Below are 24,358 nucleotides of genomic sequence, written 5' to 3' on the forward strand. Positions count from 1 at the left end.
ACCATGGGCCTCATGTGCCCGCGATGGCCGAGTTCGTGTACGGCCCGGAGGGCGAGTCCGCGTGGGAGGCGTTCTCCGTCCGGCCCGTGCTCAGCCTCCGGTGAAGTGCGGGGGCCGGCGCTGCGCCTTGGCGGTGTAGCCCTCGCGGGAGTCCTCCGAGGTGAGGGTGAGGGCCGCCGTCATCGCCACGCGGTCGAGGGCCGCGGGCAGGGCGGCGTCCGCGTAGGAGTCGATCGCGCGCTTGATGCCCTGGACGGCGAGCGGGGCGTTGGCCGCGATCTCCGCCGCGAGCGCGCGGGCGACCGGCTCCAATTCCTCGGGCGGCACGACCTGTTGGACGAGGTTCAGCCGCTCCGCCGTCCGGGCGTCGATGCGGCGGCCGGTCAGGGACAGGAGTTTGGCCCAGCCGGCGCCCGCCTCGCGGGCGATGCGCAGGTCACCTCCCGCGTCCACCGCGACGCCCAACTGGGCTTCGGGCAGGGCGAAGAGGGCGTCCTCGGCCGCCACCCGGATGTCGGCCATCAGGGCCAGCTCGAAGCCGAAGCCGAGGCAGTAGCCCTGCACCGCGGCCACGACGGGCTGCGGCAGCCGGGCCAGGACCGCGAAGCGTTCGTGCACCCAGCGGATGCCCTCGTAGTAGTTGCGGTTGCGTTCGGCCGCCGAGGCCCCGGTGATCGCACCGCCCGGGGCCGTCACGTCGATGCCCGCGCAGAACGCCCGCCCCTCGGCCCGCAGCAGGACCACCCGTACGGCGGGGTCGAAGCGGATCCGGTCCGCCAGCAGGCCGAGCTGGCGCGTGGACTCCCAGCTCCAGCCGTTGAGCTTCTCCGGTCGGCAGAGGGTGAGTTCGGCGATCCCGTCCGCGACGTGCAGACGGATCCGTTCCTCACCCTCCGCGATTTCCGTGCTCAGGGTGTCGATCACGCGGACACCCTAGGGCGCCCCGCTCAGCGCGGGAAGACCTCGAACGGCACTGCCGGACGGCCTCCGAACCGGGCCGCCGCCTGCTGGGCGTAGCCCGTCAGGAAGGAGCGTACGTACGCCTCCGGGTCGCCGTCCGTCAGCGCCGCGATGTACGCCTTGTGTTCCATCAGGGACTGCACCGAACGCTCCATCCCGGGACCGGCATCGGCCGCGTGCGTGGGTGTCGTGGTGCCGGACACCGCCACCCAGCGCACCCCGTTCCACGGCTCCAGGCCCTGCTCCGTGAGGAGTTCGGGGAAGATCCAGCGGTTGCCCGCGTCGCCGGCCGCGTCCAGGGTGGCCCGGCCGACCGCCTTGTGGTCGGGGGTGTTCCAGTAGCCGCCGCCCTCGGCCCCGCCCCACGTGTCGCGGTGGTTCATCGTGATCACCAGCTCGGGGCGGTGGCGCCGGATGGCGGCCGCGATGTCCCGGCGCAGGTCCAGGCCGTACTCGAGGACCCCGTCGCGGTGGTCGAGGAACTCCACCGTGGGGACCCCGACGACGGCCGCGCTCGCGCGCTGCTCCGCCTCGCGCAGCGGGGCGCATGCGGCGGGGTCGATGGTGTCGATGCCGGCCTCGCCGCGCGTGGCGAGCAGGTAGACGACCTCGCGGCCGCCGTCCGTCCAGTCCGCGATCGCCGCGGCGCAGCCGTACTCCAGGTCATCCGGGTGCGCCACGACGGCCAGCGCACGCTGCCAGTCGGTGGGCATGGGCTCCAAGGGCGGGGGCCCGTCCAGTCGTTGGTTCATACGTCGCACAATAGGCGCATGGACACTCAGGGGCAGGTGGTGGCCCTGCTCGACGCCACCGGGTCGTTCTTCGAGCCCTCGGCCACGGCGTTCCCGGGGGCCGGCGCCGCCGCCTGGGAAGGGGCCTCGCTGCTGGATCCGGGCGCGGCCGGGCCCGAGGGCTCCTGGCGGCTGGGCTTCCGGTGCTTCGCCGTGTCGCGGCCGGGCGGCCGCTGGGTGCTGATCGACGCGGGGGTCGGCCCGGCACAGGGCCCGGCGGCAGGCTGGGCGCCGGTCCCGGGCCGGCTGCCGGCCGCGCTCGCGGAGGCGGGGATCGCCCCGGCCGACGTGGAGTCGGTGGTCCTGACCCATCTGCACGAGGACCACACCGGCTGGACTCAGGACGAGGCCGGCCGGCCGTTCTTCCCCGACGCGCGGTACCTCGTACAGAGCGCGGAAGTGGCGGCCCTGGACCGGGCGGATCCCGTGTCGGACTGGACGGTTGCCCCGCTGCGGGCCACCGGACAGCTCCACGAGGTGACCGGGGAGCACCGGCTCGCTCCCGGCATCACCCTGCTGCCGACCCCCGGGCACACGCCCGGCCATCAGTCGGTGCTGGTGGAGGGGACGGCCGGGCCCGGCGGCGGGGGCCGGGGCCGGGACGTGGTGGTCACCGGGGACGTACTGGTCCACGCCGTGCAGCTGGCCGATCCGGCGGTCCCGTACTTCCACGAACGCGACCGGGCCGCCGCCCGTGCCTCGCGGGAGCAACTCCTGTCCCTGGCCGTCCGCCGCCGCGCCCTGCTGGCCACCGCCCACCTGACCCGGGCCTTCGTGGAGCCGCCCGGACGGGGTCGCTGAGCACCCGCACAACTGCCCGCGGCCGACGTGCGACCACTTGGCGGGCGCCCTAGCATGAAAGATGGTGTTCCCAAGGAGGAAGCCATGGTCCTGCTGTCGGACAAGCTTCGGCTCGTACCCGCGGTCGTACTGGCCTCCGGTGCCCTGCTGCTGACGAACGGCTCCCTGCCCGCGGCGGCCCAGGTCCGCGCGGTCCAGGTCCGCGTCGCCGCGGAGGTCACGGCCCCGGCTCTGACGGCCCTTGCGGGTCAGGCCGATGACGAGCGGCTCGCGCTCGACACTCTCGACGAGGTGGTGCGGGGCGACTTCGCCGCCGTCTCGGCCCGCTTCGACGAGACGCTCCGCCACCAAGCGTCTCCCGAGGCGCTCGCGCAGTCCTGGAAGGACTACCAGGAGCAGTTCGGGCCCTACCGGTCACACGGGGACCCCCAGCAGGTCACGTCCGTCCACGGATCCGTGGTGAACGTGCCTCTCCACATGGAGAACGGGACCGGAGACTTCCGCGTCACCATCAACGAAGGCGGACACCTCATCGGCCTGTACTTCCTCCGCGCGGGCATCCCGATCCCGTAACTCCCCTGGGCTCAGGGAGGTCAGGGAGGTCAGGGGGCAGGGAGGCAAGGGGCTCAGGCCTCGTCGCGTAGCAGCGCGAGCAGCCGGTCCAGGACGCGCGGGCCTCCGGCACGTACCCCGTCGTGCTCGAACTCGTCCGTCACCCAGGTCTTCAGGCCGCGGATCGCCCGGGCGGTGGCCAGGGAGTGCGCGGTGTCCACGTACATGTCGTCGTGGTAGACGGCCGCGGCCACCGGCACCTCGTTGGCGGCGAGCCGCGCCGGGTCGTAGAGCGGGGTCCAGCCGGTGCGGGCCAGCAGCAGTTCGGCGGTCTCGCGCAGCGGGGCGAGCGCCGGGTCGCAGTCGAAGTGCCAGGGGTGGATGGTCTCGCCGGTGAAGTACAGCGGTTCCGCGCCCGCGAGGGTCTTCGCGGCGTCGAACCGCGGGTGGCCGGAGCGGACCCGCTCGGCGGCCCAGCCGATGGGCGCGCCGGGGTCCTGGGCGTAGATCGCCTCGTGGATCAGGGCGTAGAGCGGATGCCCGGCGAAGGAGAGCTGGGCGTGCACGGCCTCCAGGAAGGCGTCGGAGAGGGCGGGCCCGTCCGGGGTGGGGACGAAGGCGTCTTCCAGCAGGTAGTGCAGCTGGTGGCTGCCGTCGGAGACGCCGAGGAGCAGGCCCAGGGACTGGAAGGCCTCGGCCGTCAGCAGGTACCCGCCGGGGAGTTCGGCCGGGCGCTCGACGAGGTGGGCGGCGATGCGGCGGGCCCGCTCCACGTCCATGGGGTAGCGGGCGTAGTGCGCCCGGTTCTTCCGCTCGACACGGGGGTACGCGGCTTCGTACACCTCGGCGGCGGTCGCGTCGAGGGAGGGCAGCCCGCCGGTGATGAGGGCGGCGGCCAGCCCCTCGGGGGCGGCGCCCAGGTAGTGGGTGACGCAGAAGCCGCCGAAGCTCTGGCCGAGGACCGTCCAGGGCGCGCCGCCGGTGAGGAGCGGGCGGATGGTCTCGGCGTCGCGCACGATGGAGTCGGCGCGGAAGTGGGCGAGGTACTGGGCCTGCTGCGCGGGGCCGCCGCGCAGCGGCAGGGTCTGCCGGTTGACCGGGGTGGAACGGCCGGTTCCGCGCTGGTCGAGCAGCAGCACCCGGAACTCGGCGAGGGCCCGCTCCAGCCAGGCCTGCCGCCCGACGAACCGGCGGGCGCCGAAGCCGGGTCCGCCCTCCAGGTAGAGCAGCCAGGGCAGCGACTCCGGGTCCTTGCCGCCGGCGACCAGCTCGCGCGCGTACAGGTCGATCCGCTCGCCGTCGGGGCGGGCGTGGTCGAGCGGGACGCTGAAGTGGTGGTCGGTGAGGACGACACCGGGCTGGCGGTAGCTGCCGGCGGCTGCGATCTCGGAGGTCACGGGGTTCACGGGGGTCACGGAAGGTCCCAGGGGTCGGCGCGGTCCGGTGGTGTACGCGGCAGCCGTCCCGGGGCCGGTGGGTGATGACGACCGGGACGACGGGCCCGCCCGAGCTTACGCGAGGCCCCTGGCGGGGGTCGGTCCCCTGGGCTCCGCTCGTACCGGGCTCCGGGCCGGGACTCCGGGTGCGGCTCCGGAGCCGGGCCGGGACTCCGGGTGCGGCCGCAGAGGTCCTAACCTCCGGATCGCTCGACGAGTGCTTCGACTCCGTCCAGCATCCGCGTGAGCCCGAACTCGAACAGAGTGCCGAGTTCGAGGTCGAACCGTTCCCCTTCGAAGAGGGTGGACAGGATCGGAAAGGAGCCGGTGGTCTGGATCGATTCCATCCGCGGTTCGTTCGCGGCCATCCATTCCTCGGGGGTCATGCCGGTGTCCTGCCGAGCCTGCGACTCCAGCTCGACGGCCGCCGCGACGCCCTGGGCGTACCCGAGCAGAGCGAGGTGGATGTGGATGATCTGGGTCGGCGTCAGCCCCAGTCCGTTCAGCGCACCGAGGACCCGCTCGGTGTACCGCATCGCGTGTGGCGAGGCCATCGGCCGGGTGAGGGCGGCCATGGCTCGTGCCAGCCAGGGATGGCGCTGGTACAGGCCCCACAACCACCGTGCCTCCCGTTCCAGTTGCGCACGCCAGCCGGGCGGTCGCGAGCCCGGTGGTTCGCCGCCGAAGACCGCCTCCGACATCAGCCGTACGAGCTCGCCCTTGCTCGGGACGTGGCGGTAGAGCGCCATGGTGGAGACGCCGAAGTCGGTGGCGACCCGCCGCATGGAGAGCGCGGCGAGCCCTTCGGCGTCCACGAGGGCGATCGCGGCGCGAATGATGCGATCCCGGGTGAGTCCCTGAGGGGGAGCCGGAGGCCGGTCTCGTCCCGACTCGGCGACGACGGTTCCGACGCCCGGTACGGCCCGCACCAGACCCTCCTGGTTCAAGGTGGCGAGCGCCTTCGACGCGGTCGCCATGGCGACCCCCCACTCCTGGGTGATCCGCCGGGTGGAAGGGATGCGGGCACCGGGCGCAAGCTCGCCGGAGGCGATCCGCCGGCGGATGTCGCCGGCGATGCGGAGGTAGGGCGGTTCCATGGCCATGAGCGCACTGTACTAGTGCGCCTTCAGGGCGTTCAGCCCGCTCAAAGCCGCAGGATGAGGGAGTGCACTAGGCATCTGTTTGCGGCGTACACCACGGCCCGGTTCTCTGCCGTTCATGGAAAACACACCCGGCCCCCGCGCGGGGCGCAAGGAATGGACCGCCCTCGGCGTCCTGATGCTGCCCCTGCTCCTCGTCTCGATGGACGTGTCGGTCCTGTACTTCGCGATTCCCTACATCAGCCGGGACCTGGAGCCCAGCGCGACGCAGCAGTTGTGGATCCTCGACATGTACGGCTTCGTCCTCGCCGGACTCCTCATCACGATGGGCGCGCTCGGCGACCGGATCGGCCGGCGCAGGCTGGTGCTCGCGGGAGCGGCCCTCTTCGGAGCGGCCTCGGTCGCGGCCGCGTACGCGTCCACGGCCGAACTGCTCATCGCCGTGCGGGCGCTGCTGGGGCTGGGCGGCGCCGCCCTGATGCCCTCGACGCTCGCCCTGATCCGCAATCTCTTCCACGACGAGGAACAGCGCGGCAGGGCGGTGACCCTGTGGACCGCCGTCATGACGACGGGCATTTCGCTGGGGCCCGTGGTCAGCGGTCTGCTGCTGGAGCACTTCTGGTGGGGCGCGGTCTTCCTGATCAACCTGCCCGCGATGGTGCTGCTGCTCGTGCTGGTGCCGTTCCTGGTGCCCGAGTTCACGTCGGCGAAGCGGGAGCGCTTGGACCTGCCGAGCGCGGCGTCGTCGCTCGGCGCGGTGCTCCTGGTCATCTACGGCATCAAGGAATGGGCCCGGCACGGGTACGAGCCGCTGCCCGCACTCGCCATCGCCACGGGGCTCGTGCTCGGCCTGGTCTTCGTACACCGGCAGGGTCACCTCGCGCATCCGGTGATCGACCTGGGCCTGCTCGGCCGGCGCGCCTTCGGCGGCCCGGTGTTCGCCAATCTGCTCGCGATGTTCGCCACGGTCGGGATGGCCGTCTTCCTCACCCAGTATCTGCAGTCGGTCCTCGGCCTGAGCCCCTTCGACGCCGCCCTGTGGAGCCTGGTGCCGGCCGTCGGAGTGGCCGTCGCGGCCCCGGCCGGAGCCGCGCTCGCACGGCGCGTCGACCGCGCGTACGTCATGGGCGGCAGCTTCCTCCTCTCCGGTTGCGGCTTCCTCTGGCTGACCCAGGTGAGCACGGACACGGCGCTCTGGTTCACCCTCGCGGGTGTCTCCCTGTACGCAGGCGGCCTGGTCGCCGCCATGACCCTCGCCAACGAACTCGCCCTCGGCGCGGCCCCACCGGAGCGCGCGGGATCAGCCGCGGCCGTGCTGGAGTCGGGCCAGGAGCTCGGCGGAGCCTTGGGCATGGCCATCCTCGGATCCATCGGGGCCGCGGTCTACAGCCGGGACATGGCGGACGCGCTGCCCCCCGGCGTGCCGCAGGCCGAAGCCGTACGCGAAACACTCGGCGGGGCGACGGCCGCCGCATCCCAGCTGTCCGCAGGGACCGCGGATGCCGTCCTGGCGGCCGCGCGCGACGCCTTCACGCACGGGATGGGCTTCGCGGCCGTCGGCTCGGCCATCGTGATGGCCGGTGCCGGGCTCTTCTCGTTCACATGGCTGAGGGGTGCGGGTACGACGGGGCGCCCGACGCCATCACCGACCGGCCCGCGGCCCACCACGCTCACGCCGTGACGGCCCGCTTCATCGGGCGTGGCGCCACCAGTAGCGCCCGACGATGAGTTCCTCCAGCGCGTGGAGCCTGTCCGCGGCCATGCGTGCGTGGACGGCGGGGCGCTCCAGTGCGACGCGGAGGTCGGCTGCGAGGTGGGTCGCTTCGCGCAGCTCGCAGGCCGCTCGGAGGGATTCCGGAGGAGTCGCCGTCGCGCGGGCGATGACGTCGAGGACGGTTTCCATGTGCGGGCCGCTGAACCGGGCCAGGAAGAACCAGTCGTCGGCCGGTTCTCCGTAGCGGGCCCATTCGAAATCCAGCAGGGCCGTCACGCTTCGGCCGTGCGCGAGCCAGTTGCCCCAGTGACAGTCCGCGTGAACCGGGACGGCCGTACGGGCGTGCGTGGGTGCGTCCCGCGCGATCGCCCTCAGGCCGTCGAGCAGACGGGGAGGCACGGCTGCGTGCCGGTCGCGATCGGCGAGGCCTTCGATCTCGGCGTAGAGCGCGGCCCGACCGGTGAACCCTCCGTGGTCGAGGGTTTCCCTCAGCGTCCGGTCGGCGTGGCCCTCGGGCACCCAGTCGTGGAGTCGGCTCAGCCGCTTGACCGCCTCCCCCGCCCACGCGCGCGCGGTCGCCCCGTCCACGCCGGGCATGCCCATGCCGGGGGCCTCCCCGGGCACGCGGGCGTAGCAGGCATAGCGGACCTCGCGCGTCTCCAGCCGGTGGCTCCCGCTGTCGAGCAGCGGGGCCGTGAGGCCGGCGGGCAGGTGGGGCGCGAGCGCGATCTCCCTGTTCAGCCGTGTGTGGGAAGCGGCATCGATGATCTTCACGACCACGTCCGAGCCGACGTACACGTGGTGGGAACCGCTCTCGGCGGTGGCCATGGGGCCGGGGTCGCGCCCCAGGGCCGCCGCCGCGATCGCGCGAGCGGCGGCGTGGGCCTGCCCCGGCTCGGCCATCAGTCCGTGGGTGGTCAGAACTCGACCACCGATCGGAGCACCTCGCCCCGCTCCATGCGCGCGAAGGCCGCCTCGACACCGTCCAGGGCGATGCGCTCGGAGACGAACGCGTCGAGGTCGAGCCGGCCTTGCAGGTAGAGGTCGATGAGGAGCGGGAAGTCCCGCTCGGGCAGGCAGTCCCCGTACCAGGAGGACTTCAGGGCCCCGCCGCGTCCGAAGACGTCCAGCAGCGGGAGTTCGAGCTTCATGTCCGGCGTCGGGACGCCGACCAGCACCACCGTGCCGGCCAGGTCGCGCGCGTAGAACGCCTGCTTGTACGTCTCGGGGCGGCCGACCGCCTCGATGACCACGTCCGCGCCGTTCCCGCCGGTCAGCTCCTGGATGGCCTTGACCACGTCCTGCGTACCGCCGTTGACGGTGTGCGTGGCGCCGAGTCCCCGCGCCCACTCCAGCTTCCGGTCGTCCAGGTCCACGGCGATGATGCGGGAGGCTCCGGCCAGCCTGGCCCCGGCGACGGCGGCGTTGCCCACTCCCCCGCAGCCGATGACGGCCACGGAGTCGCCGCGCCCGACGTTGCCGGTGTTCAGGGCGGCGCCCAGGCCGGCCATCACCCCGCAGCCGAGCAGCCCGGCGGCGGCCGCCGAGGCGGCCGGGTCCACCTTGGTGCACTGGCCGGCGGCGACCAGGGTCTTCTCTGCGAAGGCGCCGATGCCGAGGGCCGGGGAGAGCGGGGTGCCGTCCTCCAGGGTCATGGGCTGGGTCGCGTTGTGCGTGGCGAAGCAGTACCAGGGGCGGCCGCGCTTGCAGGCCCGGCAGCTCCCGCACACCGCGCGCCAGTTGAGGACTACGAAGTCACCGGGCGCGACGGAGGTGACGTCCGGGCCGACCGATTCGACGACCCCGGCGGCCTCGTGGCCGAGCAGGAAGGGGAACTCGTCGTTGATCCCGCCCTCCCGGTAGTGCAGGTCGGTGTGGCAGACCCCGCAGGCCTGGACCCGTACGAGCGCCTCGCCGGGGCCCGGGTCGGGCACGAGGATCGTCGTGGTCTCCACCGGTGCGCCCTTGCTCCTGGCGATGACCCCTCGTACGCGATGCGTCACGTGCTACCCCGATCTCGATCACGGTCTCGTCGACTGCACCGGAGGTCCCGTCAGGGCTCCCCCGGTCCCGCCAACGTACACGCGCTGTCCCGTGTGCGGGAGTTGCCCCGCACCCCGGTGCGGTGGCTGCCGCCGGCTCGTGGGGTGCGGGCGAAGCGCACTTTCCGTTCTGCGTGGCCTGGCCTCCGTTCCCGGCACAGAGGCCGTGCGCCGGTCGGCCGTCCAGGGTGACGACCGTCCGCCGTGGCGGGATCACGCCTGCTCCCGCGACGGGCACTTCCGGCGGTGCGCGGAACGGCTGCGCCGCAACACCGTGTTCTGCGACACCCCTTAGAGGTGCCGGCCGGACAGCTCGGGCGGCAGCGCCGCGCGCAGGGCCGCGCTGAAGGCGGCGACGGCGGGGTGGGCGGCGGCGCCGCTGCGGAAGGCCACGTTGGTGCGGCGCTCCATGACGAGGCGGGTGAGCACGACAGCCGGCTCCGCGTGCCCGGTGATCCCGAGCTGCGGCACCACGGCCACCCCCTGACCGGCCGCGACCAGGGCGAGCACGGTGGCGAACTCGTCCAGCTGGTGGCGGATCCTCGGCATGAACCCTGCGTCCTCGCAGGCCCGTACGGTCATCGCGTGGCAGAGCGTGCCGGGCGTGGCGGTGATCCAGGGTGCGTCGGCATGCGTACGGAGCAACGCGCGCTGCCCGGCTCCGACCACCCCACCCGCCCCGCCGACCCCACCCACCCCGCCGACCCCGGCGGCACCGGAGCCCGCGGGGCGGCCCTCCCCCGCGCTCCCGGGCGCCCACGGTGTCGGTGCCCACTCCGACGGCGTCGCCAGGTACATCGCCTCACGGTAGAGCGGCTCCGTGGCGAGCCCCGGCTCCTGCGGCGCGGGGACGAAGTCGTACGCGTGGATCAGGGCCACGTCCAGGTCCCCGGCCCGGAGCGCGTGTGCGACCGCCGCCGGGTCGGTTTCGGACACCATCGGCTCCAGTCCCGGGTGCCGGCGGGCCAGCTCGGCCAGGGCCGCGGGGACGATGGCCCGGGTCGCGGTGGGGAAGGAGCCGATCCGCAGCGCGCCGGCCAGTCCGCCGCGCGCCTCCGCGAGCTCGGCGTCGGCCCGCTCGAGCAGCTCCAGCACCGCGTCGGCGTGCCGGACCAGGTTCTGGCCGGCCGGCGTGAGCCGGACCCGGCGTCCGGTGCGCTCCAGCAGGGGCAGACCGGCCTCGCGTTCGAGGACCGAGAGCTGCTGGGACACCGCCGAAGGGCTGAAGGAGAGCGCCTCGGCCACGGCGGCGATGGTCCCCCGGCGGGCGAGTTCGCGCAGGAGGCGCAGGCGTCGTACATCAAGCATCGGATCAGCTTACGGTTCAGGTAAGAAACGCGAACTGGATTCGATGCTCGCAGCGGGCCAGGCTCGACCCATGACCCAGACGCCGAGCACCGCCACAGCCACAGCCACAGCCACAGCCACAGCCACAGCCACACCCGCCGCACAGCGCCCGTACGCCCCGCACGGGATCCACGTACCGCTGATCACCCCGTTCAGCGCCGACGGCGAGGTCGCCGCCGAGGCCCTGGAGGCGCTCGCGCACGGCGTGCTCGACGCGGGAGCCACCGGGATCGTGGCGCTGGGCACCACCGGCGAGCCGGCCGCCCTCGACGAGGCCGAGCGCGACCTCGTCACCGACGTCTGCGCCCGGGTCTGCCGGGAGCGCGGGGCGGCGCTCACCGTGGGCGCCGGAGCGAGCGGGACCCGGGCCGCCGAGGAGTCGCTCGGCCGGCTGAAGCGGTGGCCCGAGGCGCGGGCCGCGCTGGTGACCGTGCCCGCCTTCGTACGGCCCTCGGCCGCCGGGGTGCTGGCGCACTTCGAGCGGCTGGCCCGGGTGAGCCCCGTACCGCTGATCGTCTATCACGTCCCGTACCGGACCGGGCAGCCGCTGGACGCGGCCCTGCTGCGGGAGGTCGGGGAGCTGCCCGGGGTGGCCGCGGTGAAGTACGCGGTCGGCTCGCTCGACGGGGAAGCGGTGGCGCTGCTCGGTGATCTGCCGGACGGTTTCGCGGTGTTGGCGGGCGACGACGCCTTCCTGTCGCCCCTCCTCGCGCTCGGTGCGGCGGGCGGGGCGCTCGCCTCGGCCCATCTCGCGACGGCCCGGTTCGCCGAACTCGCGGCCGCATGGGAGGCGGGCGAAGCGGACCGGGCGCGCCCCCTGGGCCACGCGCTGGCCCGGCTCTCCGCGACGCTGTTCGCCGAGCCCAACCCGGCAGTGATCAAGGGCGTGTTGTACGCGCAGGGCCGCATCCCGACCCCGGACGTACGCCTCCCCCTGCTGCCCGCGCGCACGGAAACGGTCACGGCGGCACTGCGGGAACTGGCACTCCTGGAGCCGGCGCGCGCCACCGGTGAGGGATGCAGCCGACCCGACCACCACGAGAAGGGCACGAAGCCCCGGCTAACCGGATGAACCGGATGAACCGGATGAACGACAAGAACGGCAGACGGGAGCCCCTGGGCTCAGGACTCGCCGCACTACTGGGCGCCGCCATCGCCTCCGCCACCACCCTCGGGGCCGCGATCCGGACCCGACCTCCCCGGTGTCGACTGGCCCGCCCTGGACGAGCTGCCGAAGGCCGGACTGCCGGAGGCCGGGCTGGCGGGTGCGGGCGGGCGGGCGGGCGGAGGGTCCGGGCCGCCGGGGGGCACGAATGCGGCGTGCCTCGACGACCGCCGGGAGCTGCTGATCGTCCGGGTGCGCCGCCGGCTGGTGCGGATCGGGCCGGGCGGGCCGTAGGGTCCGCGGCCGTCCGACGAGGTCGGAGAGGACGACCAGGTCGGGGGGGGGACAAGAGGGGGCGGCCAGGAGCCACCCCGCGACGGACGGGGGCGGCAGCACGATCACGCACGAGGGCCAATTGACCCAGGATGGGCGATTCGCCACCAACGGGCGGGTCGCCCGAATCGGCCCTACCGAGGGGCGACTTGCCCGGATTGGGCCGTCGCCCGCCGGTCCGTGATGTGAGTCACGCCGACGGCGTCAACATCATTTCCCCGCGAGGGGTGATTCCCTTTTCCCGGTTGGATATTCGGGAATTCCCCGACCTCTTTTCAAGGTCATCCGCCGGGACGAATGCGGGAAGTTGATCTCCCGGGCGAATTCATGTCTTGTTCCGGCCCGCCGGACTCGCCTACGGTCGCCTCATTCCAGGTGGTCAGCAGCCGAATCCGGTCGCCGCCAGGGCTCTTCCGTACCCCCACGTGAGGAATTCCGCCATGCCCGCACAGGGAAAGCACCGCCGGCCGAAGCAGCACCACGCACTCACCCGCAAGCTGGCCCTCGCCGGCACGGGCAGTGCGGCGCTGGCCCTCCCGCTGATCAGCGCGACCACGGCCGGGGCGGCCGAGGCGACCCTCGCCCCCACGACGTACTCCGTGGTCAGCGGCGACACCCTGAGCAAGATCGCGGCCGAGCACTCCATCGGCGGCGGCTGGCAGAAGCTCTACGAGGCCAACAAGGGCATCGTCGGCGCCGACCCCTCGGCCATCCGCCCGGGCCTGAAGCTGAACCTGAACCTCACCAAGTCCGCCGCCCCCGCCGCCGCGCCGGCCGCGGCCAAGGCCGCCAAGGCCGCAACCGGCTACGCGAACAACCTCGACGGCTGGATCCGGGAGTCGCTCGACGTCATGGCGCAGCACGGAATTCCCGGAAGCTACGAAGGAATTCACCGCAATGTGATGCGCGAATCCTCGGGGAACCCGATGGCCATCAACAACTGGGACTCCAACGCGGCCGCCGGGATCCCCTCCAAGGGGCTCCTCCAGGTCATCGACCCGACCTTCAAGGCCTATCACGTACCCGGCACCCCGCTGGACTCCTACGACCCGGTCGCCAACATCACGGCCGCCTGCAATTACGCGGCGGCCCGCTACGGTTCGATCGACAACGTCAACGGCCCCTACTGAGCGAGCTCGCGGCACGCCGCGGCCCAGGCCGCGGGCGCCCCGTCGACCCCGTACCGCCGCGCCGCGCCCCGGCCTCACTCCAGCCCGTAGCGCCGCGCCGACTCCTCCTCCTGCGCCAGCCGGTGCAGCGCCTTCAGTACCGGCTGGACGAGGACGACCGCGGCGACCGCCGTCTCGACCTTCTCCTCCTCGGAGGGATACGTCTCCATGAAGTCGAGGTCGCGCACCGCCGCCTGGTGCATCAACTCGGCGTACGGAGCCATCAGCTCGGCGTCCCACGGGTAGCCGAGCCGGATGAGGGTGGACACCGCCGAGACGAGCGAGCGGTGGACGGGCGACAGCTCTCCCACCTCCCGGGCCGTCGACCAGCCCAGCGTCTCGAGCAGCCGGTCCACCTCGCGCCGAGCGGTGATCACCGCCGGATCCCCGTCGTCCGGCTCGGGCCCCTGCGGAAGTGCCCACAGCGCGGCACCTATCCGCATCGTCCGCCCCAGGGACTCGTCGTCCACGTGCGCGAGCACTTCCCGGGCCGTGGCGACCGGAATCCCGCCGACCTGGATCAGAGCGCGGACCAGCCTCAGCCGCCGCAGATGCCCTTCGCCGTAGTCGGCGGTCGTCGCGCTCACCCGTCGGCCCGGAGCCAACAGGCCTTCGCGCAGGTAGTACTTGATGGTCGCCGTGGAGACGCCACTGCGCTCGCTCAACTCCGCCAGTCGCATCTCTTGAGCCTTTCTTTGGAGAGTGTCACTATCCAAGTGTGACCGGACGGCACAGCCAGCCAGTGCCGCCATCCAACCAGGCCGTACCTGGAGGCAGAGTGTCCGCCAAGCCGATACCGGGCCGCACCACCGCGGCCGCCGAGGGCGACGTCGTCGTCCTGCTGCTCGGAATGCGCATCAACCACTTCTGGGCCCCGCACCACTGGGTCCCGGTCGTGCTCGCCATGCCCCGCATGCTCCGCGAACTGGCCCGGGACGAGGGCCGGGGCCTGCTCGGCCACGTCATGCTCACCGCCTCGCCCCGCACGTACTACGTGGTCCAGTACTGGGAGTCCAAGGAGAAGCTCTACGCGTACGCCGCGGCCCCCGACATGCTCCACCACCGGATCTGGGCGATCATCAACCGCAAGGAGCGCGCGGGCAAGCTCCGCCGGCACGTGGGCCTGTGGCACGAGTCCTACATCGTGCCCGAGGGGTCGTACGAGTCGATCTACGCCGACATGCCGCCCGCGGGCCTGGCCGCGGCCACCGGTGTCCTCCCCCTGGAAGCCCGTGGCCGCCGCGCCGCGGACCGCCTGCGCCACCGCTCCGGCCCGGTACACGAAGGCGAGGCCGGCGATCAGCTCCGGTAGACCTTCTTGATCTTGAAATCGGTGCCGGCGAGGACGAAGCCGCCCTGCCCGTACTCGTCGCTCAGATAGGGCCGGATCGCGGGGGCCGACATCCAGGGCGAGACGTTGAGGTAGCGCGAGCTGGGATTGTCGACGCCGAGCTCCTTCGTCGACTCGGCCAGCAGGGCGGGCAGGGCGTCCCAGTCGAGCGCGGCCATGTCCATGAGCGGCTCGTCGGGCTTCACGGTGCCGGACGGGCCGGTGCGCTTGGCGACGCCGCCGCGGTACTGCCAGGAGTCGACGGTCCTGGCTCCGGGCGCGGTGGGGATGCCGGCGAGCACGTAGCCGTCGTAGACCCTCAGGTCGACGAAGGTGGTGGTGCCCGTCTGCTGCTTGAGCGCATCGACGGCGGTACGGATGTTGGCCGGGTCGATCATGCTGCCCTTGGGCGGGGTGACCGGCTTCTGCGAGCTCGCCTTCGGGGTGGGGGCGGGGGCGGGGGTCAGGGCCACTGCGGTGCCCGGGGCCGGGGAAGCCGGTCCGGAAGCGGACGGGGTGCCCGAGGACTTGGTGTCGCCGCCCTTGCCCGCGGCGCGGCCCGCGTTCCCGTCGGGCAGCCAGTTGACGAGGCCGACGACCCCGGCGGCCAGGGCCACCGCGAGGAGGCCGGCGAGCAGGACGGGCCGGCGGCGCCGGCGCGGGGCGGGCGGCGGGAGGAAGGCCACGGGGACGGTGGACCCGTACGGGTTGCCCGCGCCCGGAACGAACGGCGCCGGGGTCGCGGGCCCGAAGCTCCCGAGGGCGGGCGGCGCTACCACCGGAGCGGCGCCGCCGAGAGCACTGCTCGCACCGCGGAGCAGCGCTTCCAGTTCCTCGGCGTCGGGCCGCACGGCCAGGTCCCGTACCAGCAGGCGTTCCAGTACGGGCCCCAGCGGGCCGGACCGCACCGGCGCGGGGATCGGCTCGTCGAGCACCGCGACCACGGTGGCCAGGCTGGTGGCCCGGCGCAGCGGGTGCACCCCCTCGGCGGCCACGTAGAGCAGCATCCCGAGCGACCACAGGTCGGAGGCGGCCAGCCCCTCCGCGCCGCGCGCCCGCTCGGGCGCTATGTACTCCGGCGAACCGATCAGCGCTCCGGTCGAGGTCAGCCCGGTCGCGCCGTGCAGGGCGGCGATCCCGAAGTCGGTGAGGACCGCGGAGCCGCCCGGCCGCAGGAGCACGTTGGCCGGTTTCACGTCACGGTGCAGCACCCCCTCCGCGTGCGCGGCCCGCAGCGCGGAGAGCAGGTCGAGCCCGAGGCGCAGCACGTCCGCCACCGGCATCGGCCCGCCCTCCAGCCGGTCGGCCAGGGAACCGCCCCTGACGAGCTCCATCACGATCCACGGATGGCCGTCGGAGCCGGGCTCGGGCTCCACGATGTGGTGGATGGTGACCACGTTCGGGTGGGCGAGCCGGGCGAGGGCCCGGGCCTCGCGGACGGCGCGTTCGCGCAGTTGGACGACGAGTCCGGGCTGCGCGGCGGCAGTCGCCGGGTCCGGCGGCCGCACCTCCTTGAGGGCGACTTCCCGGTCCAGCGCGATGTCGCGGGCGCGCCACACCGTCCCCATCCCGCCACTGCCCAGGGGCCGTGCGAGTTCGAAGCGCCCGTCGATCAACCGTCTGCCGGCCTCGCTGCTGTCCATGGCCGGTCATCGTAGGCGCCACCACCGACGCCGGCCCACCCGTACCGGGACGCGGACACCACTTGCCCGGGCCCGAGCGGCTCGCGACGCGGCCCGGACGCTCTGCGGCGCCGCCCGCACGCGGCGTGGCCGGCACGCGGCGTGGGTAGGGTGCCTGTCCGATGTCCCCGAGGGGCCCAGCCCCGGACGGAGGTGGAACGGTGTCCGCATGGCTCCCGCCCGCCGAGTACGTCAACACCATCCCCCGGGCGACCGGTTACGCCTGCCTCTACTTCACCGACACCGCCGGCCGCCCGGTGCAGCTCCGTGCGACGTACTCCACGGAGACCTGGCAGTGGCCGGGCGTTCATTAGGCAAGTCATCTGTCGGTAGGCCGGTTGTCGGTTCACTGGGTAGCGCCGCTCACGCGTCCCGTTGTCCGCGGCGTTCCCGAACCGGTGCGCGAGACAGTCGCACGGCGGGGCGACCGGACTGGACCCGGCCTGCACAAAGACGTAGAATTGCGACAATAGGGCCTCCTGGAACACTCGTTGGCGTAGACACCTACCGAGCTACCAAGAGGCCCTGTTCTCACGCCCGGCACCCGCCGTGATCACCCGAACGGGACTCCCGTTCGACCAACACCGCTCAAGATCGGAACGACAACAGCCACTCAGCGACACAGGCACCTTGGCATGCTTCAGGCCCCTCCGGGCGATGCCCGGAGGGGCCTGAAGCATGCCATTCACCGCCGATTGCTCTCCCACCAGTCGGTCAGCTCCGTCACTCGGGCGTCGAACCGCCGGTCGAGGAACGACATCGGGGCCGCCAGGGTCAGGCATTCGCCGGTCACGAGGCGAACACTCACGGACCGCACTCCGGCGGTGCGGTGGACGTCGATGCCCAAGACGTTCGCCCAGGGGATGCGGCGCTCTCGTTGCCCGAAGGCTGTGAAGGCCGCCAGGTATTCGGGGGTCAGCCGGGCCCCCCTGAGGCGTGGCAGGACCAGCGCGCCCACGACCCCCGCGCCGGCCGCGTACGCGCAGTCCCGAAGTTCGGCGGCCGTCATGGGGTCCGCGGTCCACCGCAGGCCCAGCTGAAGCAGGCCCGTCGCCAGGGCGAGGCCCAGGACGACCGGGACGGTGACCTGTGCGGCGGTCAGCCGCAGTTCGACGTTTCCTTCCGTGTGCCGCACCGCGGCATCACCTGACTTTCCTTTGCTTTGGTTGGTGGGGCGTGGGGGCCCGACCGGGCCCCCACGCCCCACTCGGCTAACTCCTACAGTTGCGGTTTCCAGAGCTCACGTTGCCGGGCCGGGCCCAGCTCGACACCCAGCCGTAGCTGACGGTGGCACCCATCTGCCAGGTGAAGCACCCGCCGCGTTCCGTCGCGGCGTTAATGTGGTGGACCGACCACCAGGTGTAGGCCCAGGCGAGCGCGACGCACGCGCCGATCGCCACGGGGTGGGTGAGGCGCGAGCACAGGTAGACCTCGGCGATTGCCGCGCCGGCGGCGCCCAGGGTACCGAGGTCCTCCTTGAGTATCTTGGTGTGGAATCGGGTGACATAGAAGGTGCACGAGAACGAGTACCCCCACCATCTCCAGCTGGTTCCGCAGGTGCGGACATACGCCATCCGGCCCGAGGGGTCGAACTGGTTGCCCGGGTCCTGGTTGGCGTAGTCGTACGCGGTGGCCGAGCCGCCGTACACCGGGTCGGAGGTGAGGAAGCGCCCGGTTGCCGGGCTGTACATGCGCACGCCCATCAGCATGGTGCCGGTCACCGTCTCGGAGGAGCGCTGCTGGCCGCCGAGCCATCCGTAGCGGGCGGACTGCTGTCCGGTGCGCGGGTTTCCGAACTCGTCGGCGTCCAGGGCCACCGGGGCCTTGGACGTGTCGAGCGGGAGCAGCATCGCGACGTCGCCGTGAATGTTGGTGAGCTGGAGGATCACGTCACCGGTCTTGCCGGTGGTGGCCGCCAGCGCGCCGGTCGCGGAGGTGATGTGCCGGGTCACGGCGCTGGTGGTGATGTTCTCGGTGATCCAGCGCGGGCTGTCGCCGTCACCACTGTAGTGGTTGACCTTGGACGCGGTTTGGGTCCAGTTGGCGCCGCTGGCGGTCTCGGTCGTCCACGAGCGGTAGCGCAGCGCGGAGTCCAGCTGCCAGGTCTGGCGCAGGGTGCCGGCCGTTTGCTGGTGGGCGAGGTCGTTCGCGTAGTACGCGTTGGTGCTGCCCGGGGCGGTGGTGGTGCGGCCGAGGTTGTCGTAGCCGTAGCCGGCGTCGACGATTCGGTCCGCGCTGTCGTAGGTGAAGGTGGTGGAGGTGCCTCCGGTGGACGTGCAGTCGGCGCCGGGGGTGGCGCCTGCACGGGTGAGCAAGGTGCGGTTGCTGCGGTTGTCGAAGGCGTACGTGCGCCGGGTGCAGACCGTGTCGGCGGTGTCGTCCACCGTCTTGAGGCGGCCGGCCGCGTCGTAGCCGTAGGACTGTGCTGACCAGCCGGCATGGGTGGCGACCTGACCGTGCGCGGACTGGGCCACCGTGTCGGCGTAGACGGTCGTGCCGTCGCTGTCCCGGGTGTAGGTGCGGGCGGTGGTGGCGCCGGTGGAGTCGGTGACGATGCCGAGGGTGTATCCGCCGGGCAGCTTCTCGGTGCTGACCAGGCCGTCCGCGTTGTAGGTGATTGCGGTGGCGCCGGCGACGGAGTCGCTGGTCGAGGAGGCCATGCCCCGGGGGTCGGCCGTGGTGTCGTAGGTGAGGGTGGTAGTCGACGGTGCGTTGTCGGTGATCTTGACGGGGCGGCCGAGCAGGTCGTACTGGGTCGTCGTGATGCCGCCGTCGGCGTCGCTGTACGAGATCTGGCGACCCAGTTTGTCGTACGCCCTGGTGATCGTGCCCCCAGTCGGGGACGTGGTCTTCACCGGGCGGCCGGTGGCCGTGTCGTATTCGGTGGTCGCCTCGGGGACGGCCTGGCCGATGCCCGCCGTGATCGTGACCTTGGTCGGACGGCCCGCCGCGTCGTACGTGGTGGCGGTGGTCCGGGTGGTGCCGTTCGCGGTCTCGGTGCTCTTGGCCGCGTTACCCCACCAGCCGTACTCGGTGGTGGTGGTCGGCAGTTGCGAGGGGTTGGTGCCGCCGCCGGTGATGGCGCCCGCCGGACCGGTGGTGCAGACCTGGTCGGCCCACTCCGGGCGGCCCTGGCAGGTGCCGGTGCCGGTGGCGGACCAGTAGGTGGTCACTCGGGTCGCGGCGTCGGTGCCGGTGGCTCCGGGCAGCAGCTTCTTGGTGACGCGGCCCTGGGCGTCGTACTCGGTCTTCTCTGTGATGGCCAGTCCGGCCGGGTCCTTGATCTTCTGCGTGGGCAGGCCCTTGGCCCAGTCGTAGACCGACTGCGTGACACGGGCCTCGCCCTGGACGGTCGGGTGCTCACGTACCTGGGCGCCGGTGGTGACCTTGGTGATCTGGTTCTTGACCTTGGCGGTGCCGTCGGTGGGGCGGCCCGCGTCGTACTCGTTGACCGTCCAGGAGCGGGCGGTGACGGAGGTGCCGGCGGGGACGAGGACGGTGGTGCCGTCCTTCAGGTCCGCCGTGAGGTCGATCCGGTGCAGCGGGCCGAACTCCTGGAGTGCGCGGGTACCGCTGCCGTCGTACCCGGTGGTGGTGGACAGCAGATTCGCGCGCTCCCCGGGCGCCAGCTGCGCGATGCCCAGCTCGGCCTGCTTGGCTCGGTCCGAGGCGGTCAGGCCGAGGGCCAGTGCACGGTTGGCTGCAGTCAGTTCGCGCACGGTGTTGCCGAACCGGTCGTACTCGTGGCTGGTGACGTGCCCGCCGGGGGCGGCCGTGTTCACTTCCTGGCCGGACACTCCGAGGTAGTGGACTCCGGCGCGGCCGTAGGAGGCGGCGGTGAGGGCGTCGCCCGAGTGGGCCGCCGGGACGCTGTCGGGGGCGAAGACGGCGGTGGCGTCGGTGGGCGCCTCCACCTGGCCCCAGGTACGTACGTCCGTGGCGCCCATGGCGTACGGGGCCTTCGTGCCGGTCAGCGGCACTTCGTAGGCGACCGAGATGTGTGCGGTGCCCTGCTCCACATCGGCGCTGCCCTGGGCGAGCCCGGAGCGGGACACCTTCAGCAGCATGCCGTCACCGGCGGTGGCCGAGCTGCCGGCCTGGCCGTAGGTGAAGGTCCAGGGCAGCTCGCCGGCCGGGGTGAGGCCGGTGACGCGGCCCGCCGAGTCGTAGCCGTACTCGGTCTTCAGCGCGGGGCTGATCTGCGGGTTCCAGTACTGGCACAGTCGGCCCGCGTCGTCGTAGAGGTAGCTGGCAACGGTCTTGGCGGTCGCGGTGGCCGCACCGGGCTCGGTCGACCACAGCCTGATCTCCTTGACCTGGCCCGCGAAGTCGCCGAAGAGAAGGGAGGTCGCGGTGGTGGTGGTCGCGTAGACGTACTCCAGTACCCGGCAGCCCTTGGTGTCCGGAGCCGAGGTACACGTGCCTGCGCTCGCCGCCGAGGTGGGGGCGGCGATGCGCTTGGGGCGCGCGTACGTCTTGCCGTTGACGACTACGGTCTCGGAGAGCGTGGTCGTCGTGGAGTTGGTCAGGCCGTCCTGGACGATGCTGGAGACCTGCCAGGTGGCGACGGCCGGGACGGTCTTGGTGAAGGTGGTGACCGTGCCCTGGTTGTTGGTGAGGGTGAAGGAGCCGGTGACACTGCCGGTCAGCACCAGCTGCTCGGCGCCTGGCTCGGGGACCCAGCCGTTCTGCGCGGCGTTCGCGGTGAAGTGGATCGAGTCGCCGCCGGTGGTCACGACGTCCACGGCCGTGTCGGAGACGCGGCGGACGTAGGTGTAGTCGGACGCGACGCGCTCGGCGGTGGCTCCGGAGACCCATTCCTTGCCGAAGATGGCCGCCTGACCCTCCTGCTCTGCGCCCTTGCCGGGGGTGCGCGAGGAGGCCGTGCGGGAGACCGACAGGCCCAGGGCGGAGACATCGGTGCCGGAGAGTGTGTAGTCGCCGGTCAGCAGGTTGACCGTGCCGGGGCCGATCTCGTCCGAGTCGGCGCCTTCCGCGTTGCGGTCGATGACCGCGGTGAGCGGCTGGGTGCTGCCGGAGGCGCTGTTGGGTCCGGTGAAGTCGGCCTTGATCTGGACGGTGCCGTCGGGGTTGACGGTGTCGGTGGCGTTCCAGACCAACGGGGCGTTCTTTCCGCCGGCAAGCGGGACGGGCCAGGCGGTCAGCGGAGTACCGGCGGAGGTGACGTGCCCTGCCGGGATCTGCACCCAGGGGTCGGCCTCGGAGCGGCGCCAGGAGAAGGACACCTGGTCGTACTTGGTTGAGTCGGCCTCTGCGATCAGCGGGAGCCTGCGTGCCGTGATCTCGCCGTCACCGGGCTGGACGAAGCCACCGGGGCCGGCATGGAAGGTGTACTCGACAGGCTCGGACTTGTTGTCCGCCCTGTCGACCGTGCGGACCTGGAGGGTGTGGGTGCCGTCCCTGGGCGGCGCGACGGAGAGCGTCTTCACACCTCCGGCGCCTCCCGTCTCCGTCTTGGTCCACGTGGTCCCGTCCAGGGTCCATTCCAACCACTGGTGGTCGCCGGCCGGCGGAGTGACGGTGAAGTTGCCAGGCTGTCCGGCGCCCTTGACCCAGGCATTGGACGGGTAGTCCGTTGAGCCCAGGCCGGTCGGAGCGGAAGGTGCGGTGGTGTCGACCGTGAAGGTCTTCCACGCCGACCAGGTCAGGTTGTAGTGCGTGCCGTCGTGGGGAGACGTGCGGAACTTGTACGTCTTGCCGTTCGTCAGCACGCCCGCGGGCACGGTCACCGAGGCGACCTGTCCCGAGGGAACGTAGGCGGAGGCGAGGACGTTGCCGACCTGCGTATCGGTCCCCGAGTCGAAGATCTGGAAGGTGCCGTTGACCTTGTCGCCGTTGGCGTCGGTGAAGGTGTCCCGCAGCGTCGGGGTGGCGGTGTTGACCACGTAGTCGCCGCCGTAGGAGAAGAACGGCGGACCGGCCTCCTGGCGGGTGCCCGTCTTCGGCCGGTAGTTGTAGGTGACCGTCAGCTTCGGCGGGTTCGCGGCGGCGTTCGCGGAGTTGACCCGCTTCCACTGCGGTACGACGGCCTCATCCGACGCGCGGAGGCCCATGTGGCCGAGAGGCGCTTTGGCGGACGCCCACTCCTGCACCAGGGTGGTGACGTTGGCATTGATCCAGCCGTCGGGGGCCGCGGTACAGGCGGGGTTGCCGACCGTCTCGGTGGAGGTCGCCTTCTTCGCGTTCCACGCGGGCTGCGCGGCCCAGCGCGAGGACGTGGAGGACGCGCCGGCGGACCACACCTCCCACGGGTACGAGACGCAGTCGGTGTTCGCCGAGTGGAAGTTCCACAGGGAGAGCTTCGCGTCCATCACGAGGGCGTCGGAGACGGGCGCCGTGTTCCAGGTGACGAAGGAGCGCGCGGTACGCGGGGAGTTGTCGGCGTTCTTCGTGCCGGGGTTGCCGAGGTCCAGCTCCGTGTCGTTGGACCAGTCGACGGTCTCGCCCTGCTGGACGTAGGTGTCGAAGACGTTCGACAGCGCCGCGGTGGAGGGATCCACCGTGACCGGGTACTTCGTGGCCGGGTCCGCGAGGAACTCCGCGTCCGGGGTGATGACCAGGTCCACCCCGCCCTCGGCCTTGACGACCTTCATGCCGACCTTGGCCCGCCGGGTGTGCTCACCCGAGACCTTGTCGACCGTGGCGTCCCACATCACCGGCGCCGGCATCGTCGCGGTCTTCTTCGACTTCTTGTCGGTGAAGAGCACGCTGCCGTCGGCCTGCTGCTCGACCTTCAGACCCTTGGTCCTGAGGGGAAGCGTGTATGAGAGGGCCGCGGCAGGCTTGGCCTTCACCTCGACGAACTGTTCGAATCCCGTACGGGTCGCCTCGACCACGACGTCGGCGCCGGGAACGGCCTGCTCGTACGTGGCGCGGGTACCGTCCAGCTTCGGAGCCGGCAGACCGCCACGCCACTGCAGGGTGATCGCCTCGTCACCCTGCCCGAGCGTCACCAGATCGGTGGCCGGGGAAGACTGTGCCGCCTGCAGCGACGTGGCCTTGGCGCCGGGCTTACCGGAGAGCGTCAGCCCGCGCGGGTGGGCCTTCGAGACCACCGAGCCGTTCGGCGCGGCCGCCAGCTCGACATCGACATCACGCCATTCGCCGGTCGCCGCGTCCTGGAACCGGATCGGTCCGGCGGCCAGCTCAGTGGTGAGCGAACCGTCCTTGTTCGCCCACGTCGTCGACGTCTCGGTGCGCTCGGACAGTGCCTCGACGCGCTTTCCGTAGAGGCGTGCGGCCACGCGGGCGGACGTGATGTCCGCGGCCGACACCGGGACCTGCTTGGGCTCTTGCGTACCGGCTGCCGGCGCCGTCACGGGAGCCGCGAGTGCGCCTTCGGCGCCGAAGAGGGCGGAGACCGCCATCACGAGAGCCAGGCTGCCGGCGACGGACCGTCTTCGTCCGGAGACTCTTCGGAAGTTGCGGTCGCGCTCAGGAGCGGACCAGGGCATGCGGGAAGACAAACTACACCCCAAAGTTGGATCAATAATGGCTGGACGCCCGCCGCATCCTGTGCTGCGAGCATCAGGAAGTTAGCCCGGACGTAAAGATCCAATAGATGGCCAACGGGGCATAAAATCGGCTATTTCACAGCGAGGAGTTATTCGATCTTCACCAAACGGCGGCCCGGTGTCCCGAGTTGGGTCGGTTCTGGACTCAACATCGCAGGTCAGCGGCCCGGCCGGCGCGTTTGGTGAGATGCCGTGGTGCCACTGATCGTTCTCGTGGTCTACTGTTCGCGCCATACCGGAGTTGGGGCCTCCGGGGGCTGGTTTCGGCCGGAGTGACACCGAAGGACATGCAGAACAGTGCGAATGAGATCAATTCACCGGCGAATGCGCGGACGGGCGCACGGTCGGCCCGACTCAGGTGTGGGTGAACCTGACCCACACCCGGATCGGCAACCTGCGTCTGACGCTGGAGTCCCCCGACGGTAAGGCGTACACGCTCAAGCCCTACGACGCCGAGCCCG

Annotated in this window: 18 protein-coding genes and 1 pseudogene; 8 read left to right on the plus strand and 11 right to left on the minus strand. The window is 72.0% G+C overall.

Annotated features, from left to right (window positions below):
* Positions 1-90: 90 nt before the first annotated feature.
* Together MTF69_RS08795 and MTF69_RS08800 are read right to left on the minus strand one after the other, a co-directional pair.
* The gene (locus tag MTF69_RS08795; RefSeq protein ID WP_243332265.1) at positions 91-924 is read right to left on the minus strand and encodes an enoyl-CoA hydratase/isomerase family protein; all 834 of its coding nucleotides are present in this window, start codon (positions 922-924) and stop codon (positions 91-93) included.
* A 23-nt stretch (positions 925-947) separates the two neighbouring features.
* Positions 948-1,712: a PIG-L deacetylase family protein gene (locus MTF69_RS08800; RefSeq protein WP_243332267.1), complete on the minus strand. Its 765-nt coding sequence runs from the start codon at positions 1,710-1,712 to the stop codon at positions 948-950.
* An 18-nt stretch (positions 1,713-1,730) separates the two neighbouring features.
* On the opposite strand from MTF69_RS08800, the gene MTF69_RS08805 reads away from it, so the two are divergent.
* The gene (locus MTF69_RS08805; protein ID WP_243332269.1) at positions 1,731-2,552 is read left to right on the plus strand and encodes an MBL fold metallo-hydrolase; all 822 of its coding nucleotides are present in this window, start codon (positions 1,731-1,733) and stop codon (positions 2,550-2,552) included.
* 84 nt (positions 2,553-2,636) lie between these two features.
* Positions 2,637-3,125 (plus strand): DUF3887 domain-containing protein, encoded by a 489-nt coding sequence (locus MTF69_RS08810; protein ID WP_243332271.1) that lies wholly within the window; start codon positions 2,637-2,639, stop codon positions 3,123-3,125.
* A gap of 53 nt (positions 3,126-3,178) precedes the next feature.
* On the opposite strand, the gene MTF69_RS08815 is transcribed toward MTF69_RS08810, so the two are convergent.
* Together MTF69_RS08815 and MTF69_RS08820 are read right to left on the minus strand one after the other, a co-directional pair.
* Positions 3,179-4,510, minus strand: a complete 1,332-nt coding sequence (locus tag MTF69_RS08815) for an alpha/beta fold hydrolase (RefSeq protein ID WP_243332274.1) — start codon at positions 4,508-4,510, stop codon at positions 3,179-3,181.
* 224 nt (positions 4,511-4,734) lie between these two features.
* The gene (locus MTF69_RS08820) at positions 4,735-5,643 is read right to left on the minus strand and encodes a TetR/AcrR family transcriptional regulator C-terminal domain-containing protein (RefSeq protein ID WP_243332276.1); all 909 of its coding nucleotides are present in this window, start codon (positions 5,641-5,643) and stop codon (positions 4,735-4,737) included.
* Between the two features lie 115 nt (positions 5,644-5,758).
* On the opposite strand from MTF69_RS08820, the gene MTF69_RS08825 reads away from it, so the two are divergent.
* Positions 5,759-7,321, plus strand: a complete 1,563-nt coding sequence (locus tag MTF69_RS08825) for an MFS transporter (protein WP_243332278.1) — start codon at positions 5,759-5,761, stop codon at positions 7,319-7,321.
* Positions 7,322-7,330: 9 nt separating this feature from the next.
* Here MTF69_RS08825 and MTF69_RS08830 read toward each other — a convergent pair whose 3' ends face one another.
* From MTF69_RS08830 to MTF69_RS08840, 3 genes are all read right to left on the minus strand, one after another.
* On the minus strand, positions 7,331-8,257 hold the full coding sequence (locus MTF69_RS08830; RefSeq protein ID WP_243332280.1) for a hypothetical protein: 927 nt from the start codon (positions 8,255-8,257) through the stop codon (positions 7,331-7,333).
* Positions 8,258-8,271: 14 nt separating this feature from the next.
* Entirely contained in the window at positions 8,272-9,357 is a 1,086-nt protein-coding gene (locus tag MTF69_RS08835) for an S-(hydroxymethyl)mycothiol dehydrogenase (RefSeq protein ID WP_243332282.1), read from the minus strand.
* Between the two features lie 330 nt (positions 9,358-9,687).
* A complete protein-coding gene (locus MTF69_RS08840) occupies positions 9,688-10,704 on the minus strand; it encodes a LysR substrate-binding domain-containing protein (protein WP_243332284.1) in 1,017 nt (338 codons plus the stop codon).
* Positions 10,705-10,774: 70 nt separating this feature from the next.
* Here MTF69_RS08840 and MTF69_RS08845 point away from each other — a divergent pair, with 70 nt between their 5' ends.
* Both MTF69_RS08845 and MTF69_RS08850 read left to right on the plus strand, forming a co-directional pair.
* Complete coding sequence (locus tag MTF69_RS08845) at positions 10,775-11,815, plus strand: dihydrodipicolinate synthase family protein (RefSeq protein ID WP_243332286.1); 1,041 nt, start codon at positions 10,775-10,777, stop codon at positions 11,813-11,815.
* 806 nt (positions 11,816-12,621) lie between these two features.
* On the plus strand, positions 12,622-13,311 hold the full coding sequence (locus MTF69_RS08850; RefSeq protein ID WP_243332288.1) for a LysM peptidoglycan-binding domain-containing protein: 690 nt from the start codon (positions 12,622-12,624) through the stop codon (positions 13,309-13,311).
* Positions 13,312-13,385: 74 nt separating this feature from the next.
* Here the strand turns inward: MTF69_RS08850 and MTF69_RS08855 are convergent, their stop codons facing one another.
* A complete protein-coding gene (locus tag MTF69_RS08855) occupies positions 13,386-14,030 on the minus strand; it encodes a MerR family transcriptional regulator (protein WP_243332290.1) in 645 nt (214 codons plus the stop codon).
* 98 nt (positions 14,031-14,128) lie between these two features.
* Between MTF69_RS08855 and MTF69_RS08860 the strand changes: the two genes are divergently transcribed.
* Entirely contained in the window at positions 14,129-14,662 is a 534-nt protein-coding gene (locus tag MTF69_RS08860) for a DUF4188 domain-containing protein (RefSeq protein WP_243332292.1), read from the plus strand.
* Here MTF69_RS08860 and MTF69_RS08865 read toward each other — a convergent pair.
* Complete coding sequence (locus tag MTF69_RS08865; RefSeq protein ID WP_243332294.1) at positions 14,650-16,323, minus strand: serine/threonine-protein kinase; 1,674 nt, start codon at positions 16,321-16,323, stop codon at positions 14,650-14,652. The genes MTF69_RS08860 and MTF69_RS08865 overlap by 13 nt on opposite strands.
* Before the next feature lie 200 nt (positions 16,324-16,523).
* Between MTF69_RS08865 and MTF69_RS08870 the strand changes: the two genes are divergently transcribed.
* A complete protein-coding gene (locus tag MTF69_RS08870; protein ID WP_243332296.1) occupies positions 16,524-16,676 on the plus strand; it encodes a hypothetical protein in 153 nt (50 codons plus the stop codon).
* Between the two features lie 371 nt (positions 16,677-17,047).
* Here MTF69_RS08870 and MTF69_RS08875 read toward each other — a convergent pair whose 3' ends face one another.
* Together MTF69_RS08875 and MTF69_RS08880 are read right to left on the minus strand one after the other, a co-directional pair.
* The gene (locus tag MTF69_RS08875; RefSeq protein WP_243332297.1) at positions 17,048-17,497 is read right to left on the minus strand and encodes a hypothetical protein; all 450 of its coding nucleotides are present in this window, start codon (positions 17,495-17,497) and stop codon (positions 17,048-17,050) included.
* 76 nt (positions 17,498-17,573) lie between these two features.
* Positions 17,574-23,750, minus strand: coding sequence for an RHS repeat-associated core domain-containing protein (locus MTF69_RS08880; RefSeq protein ID WP_243332646.1), 6,177 nt, complete (start codon positions 23,748-23,750; stop codon positions 17,574-17,576).
* A gap of 511 nt (positions 23,751-24,261) precedes the next feature.
* Between MTF69_RS08880 and MTF69_RS42825 the strand changes: the two are divergent.
* Positions 24,262-24,330: pseudogene (locus tag MTF69_RS42825) on the plus strand (proprotein convertase P-domain-containing protein); the annotation flags it as partial.
* Positions 24,331-24,358 lie beyond the last annotated feature (28 nt).

Source organism: Streptomyces sp. AP-93, from assembly GCF_022808175.1.
In the GTDB taxonomy this organism is placed as follows: Bacteria; Actinomycetota; Actinomycetes; order Streptomycetales; family Streptomycetaceae; genus Streptomyces.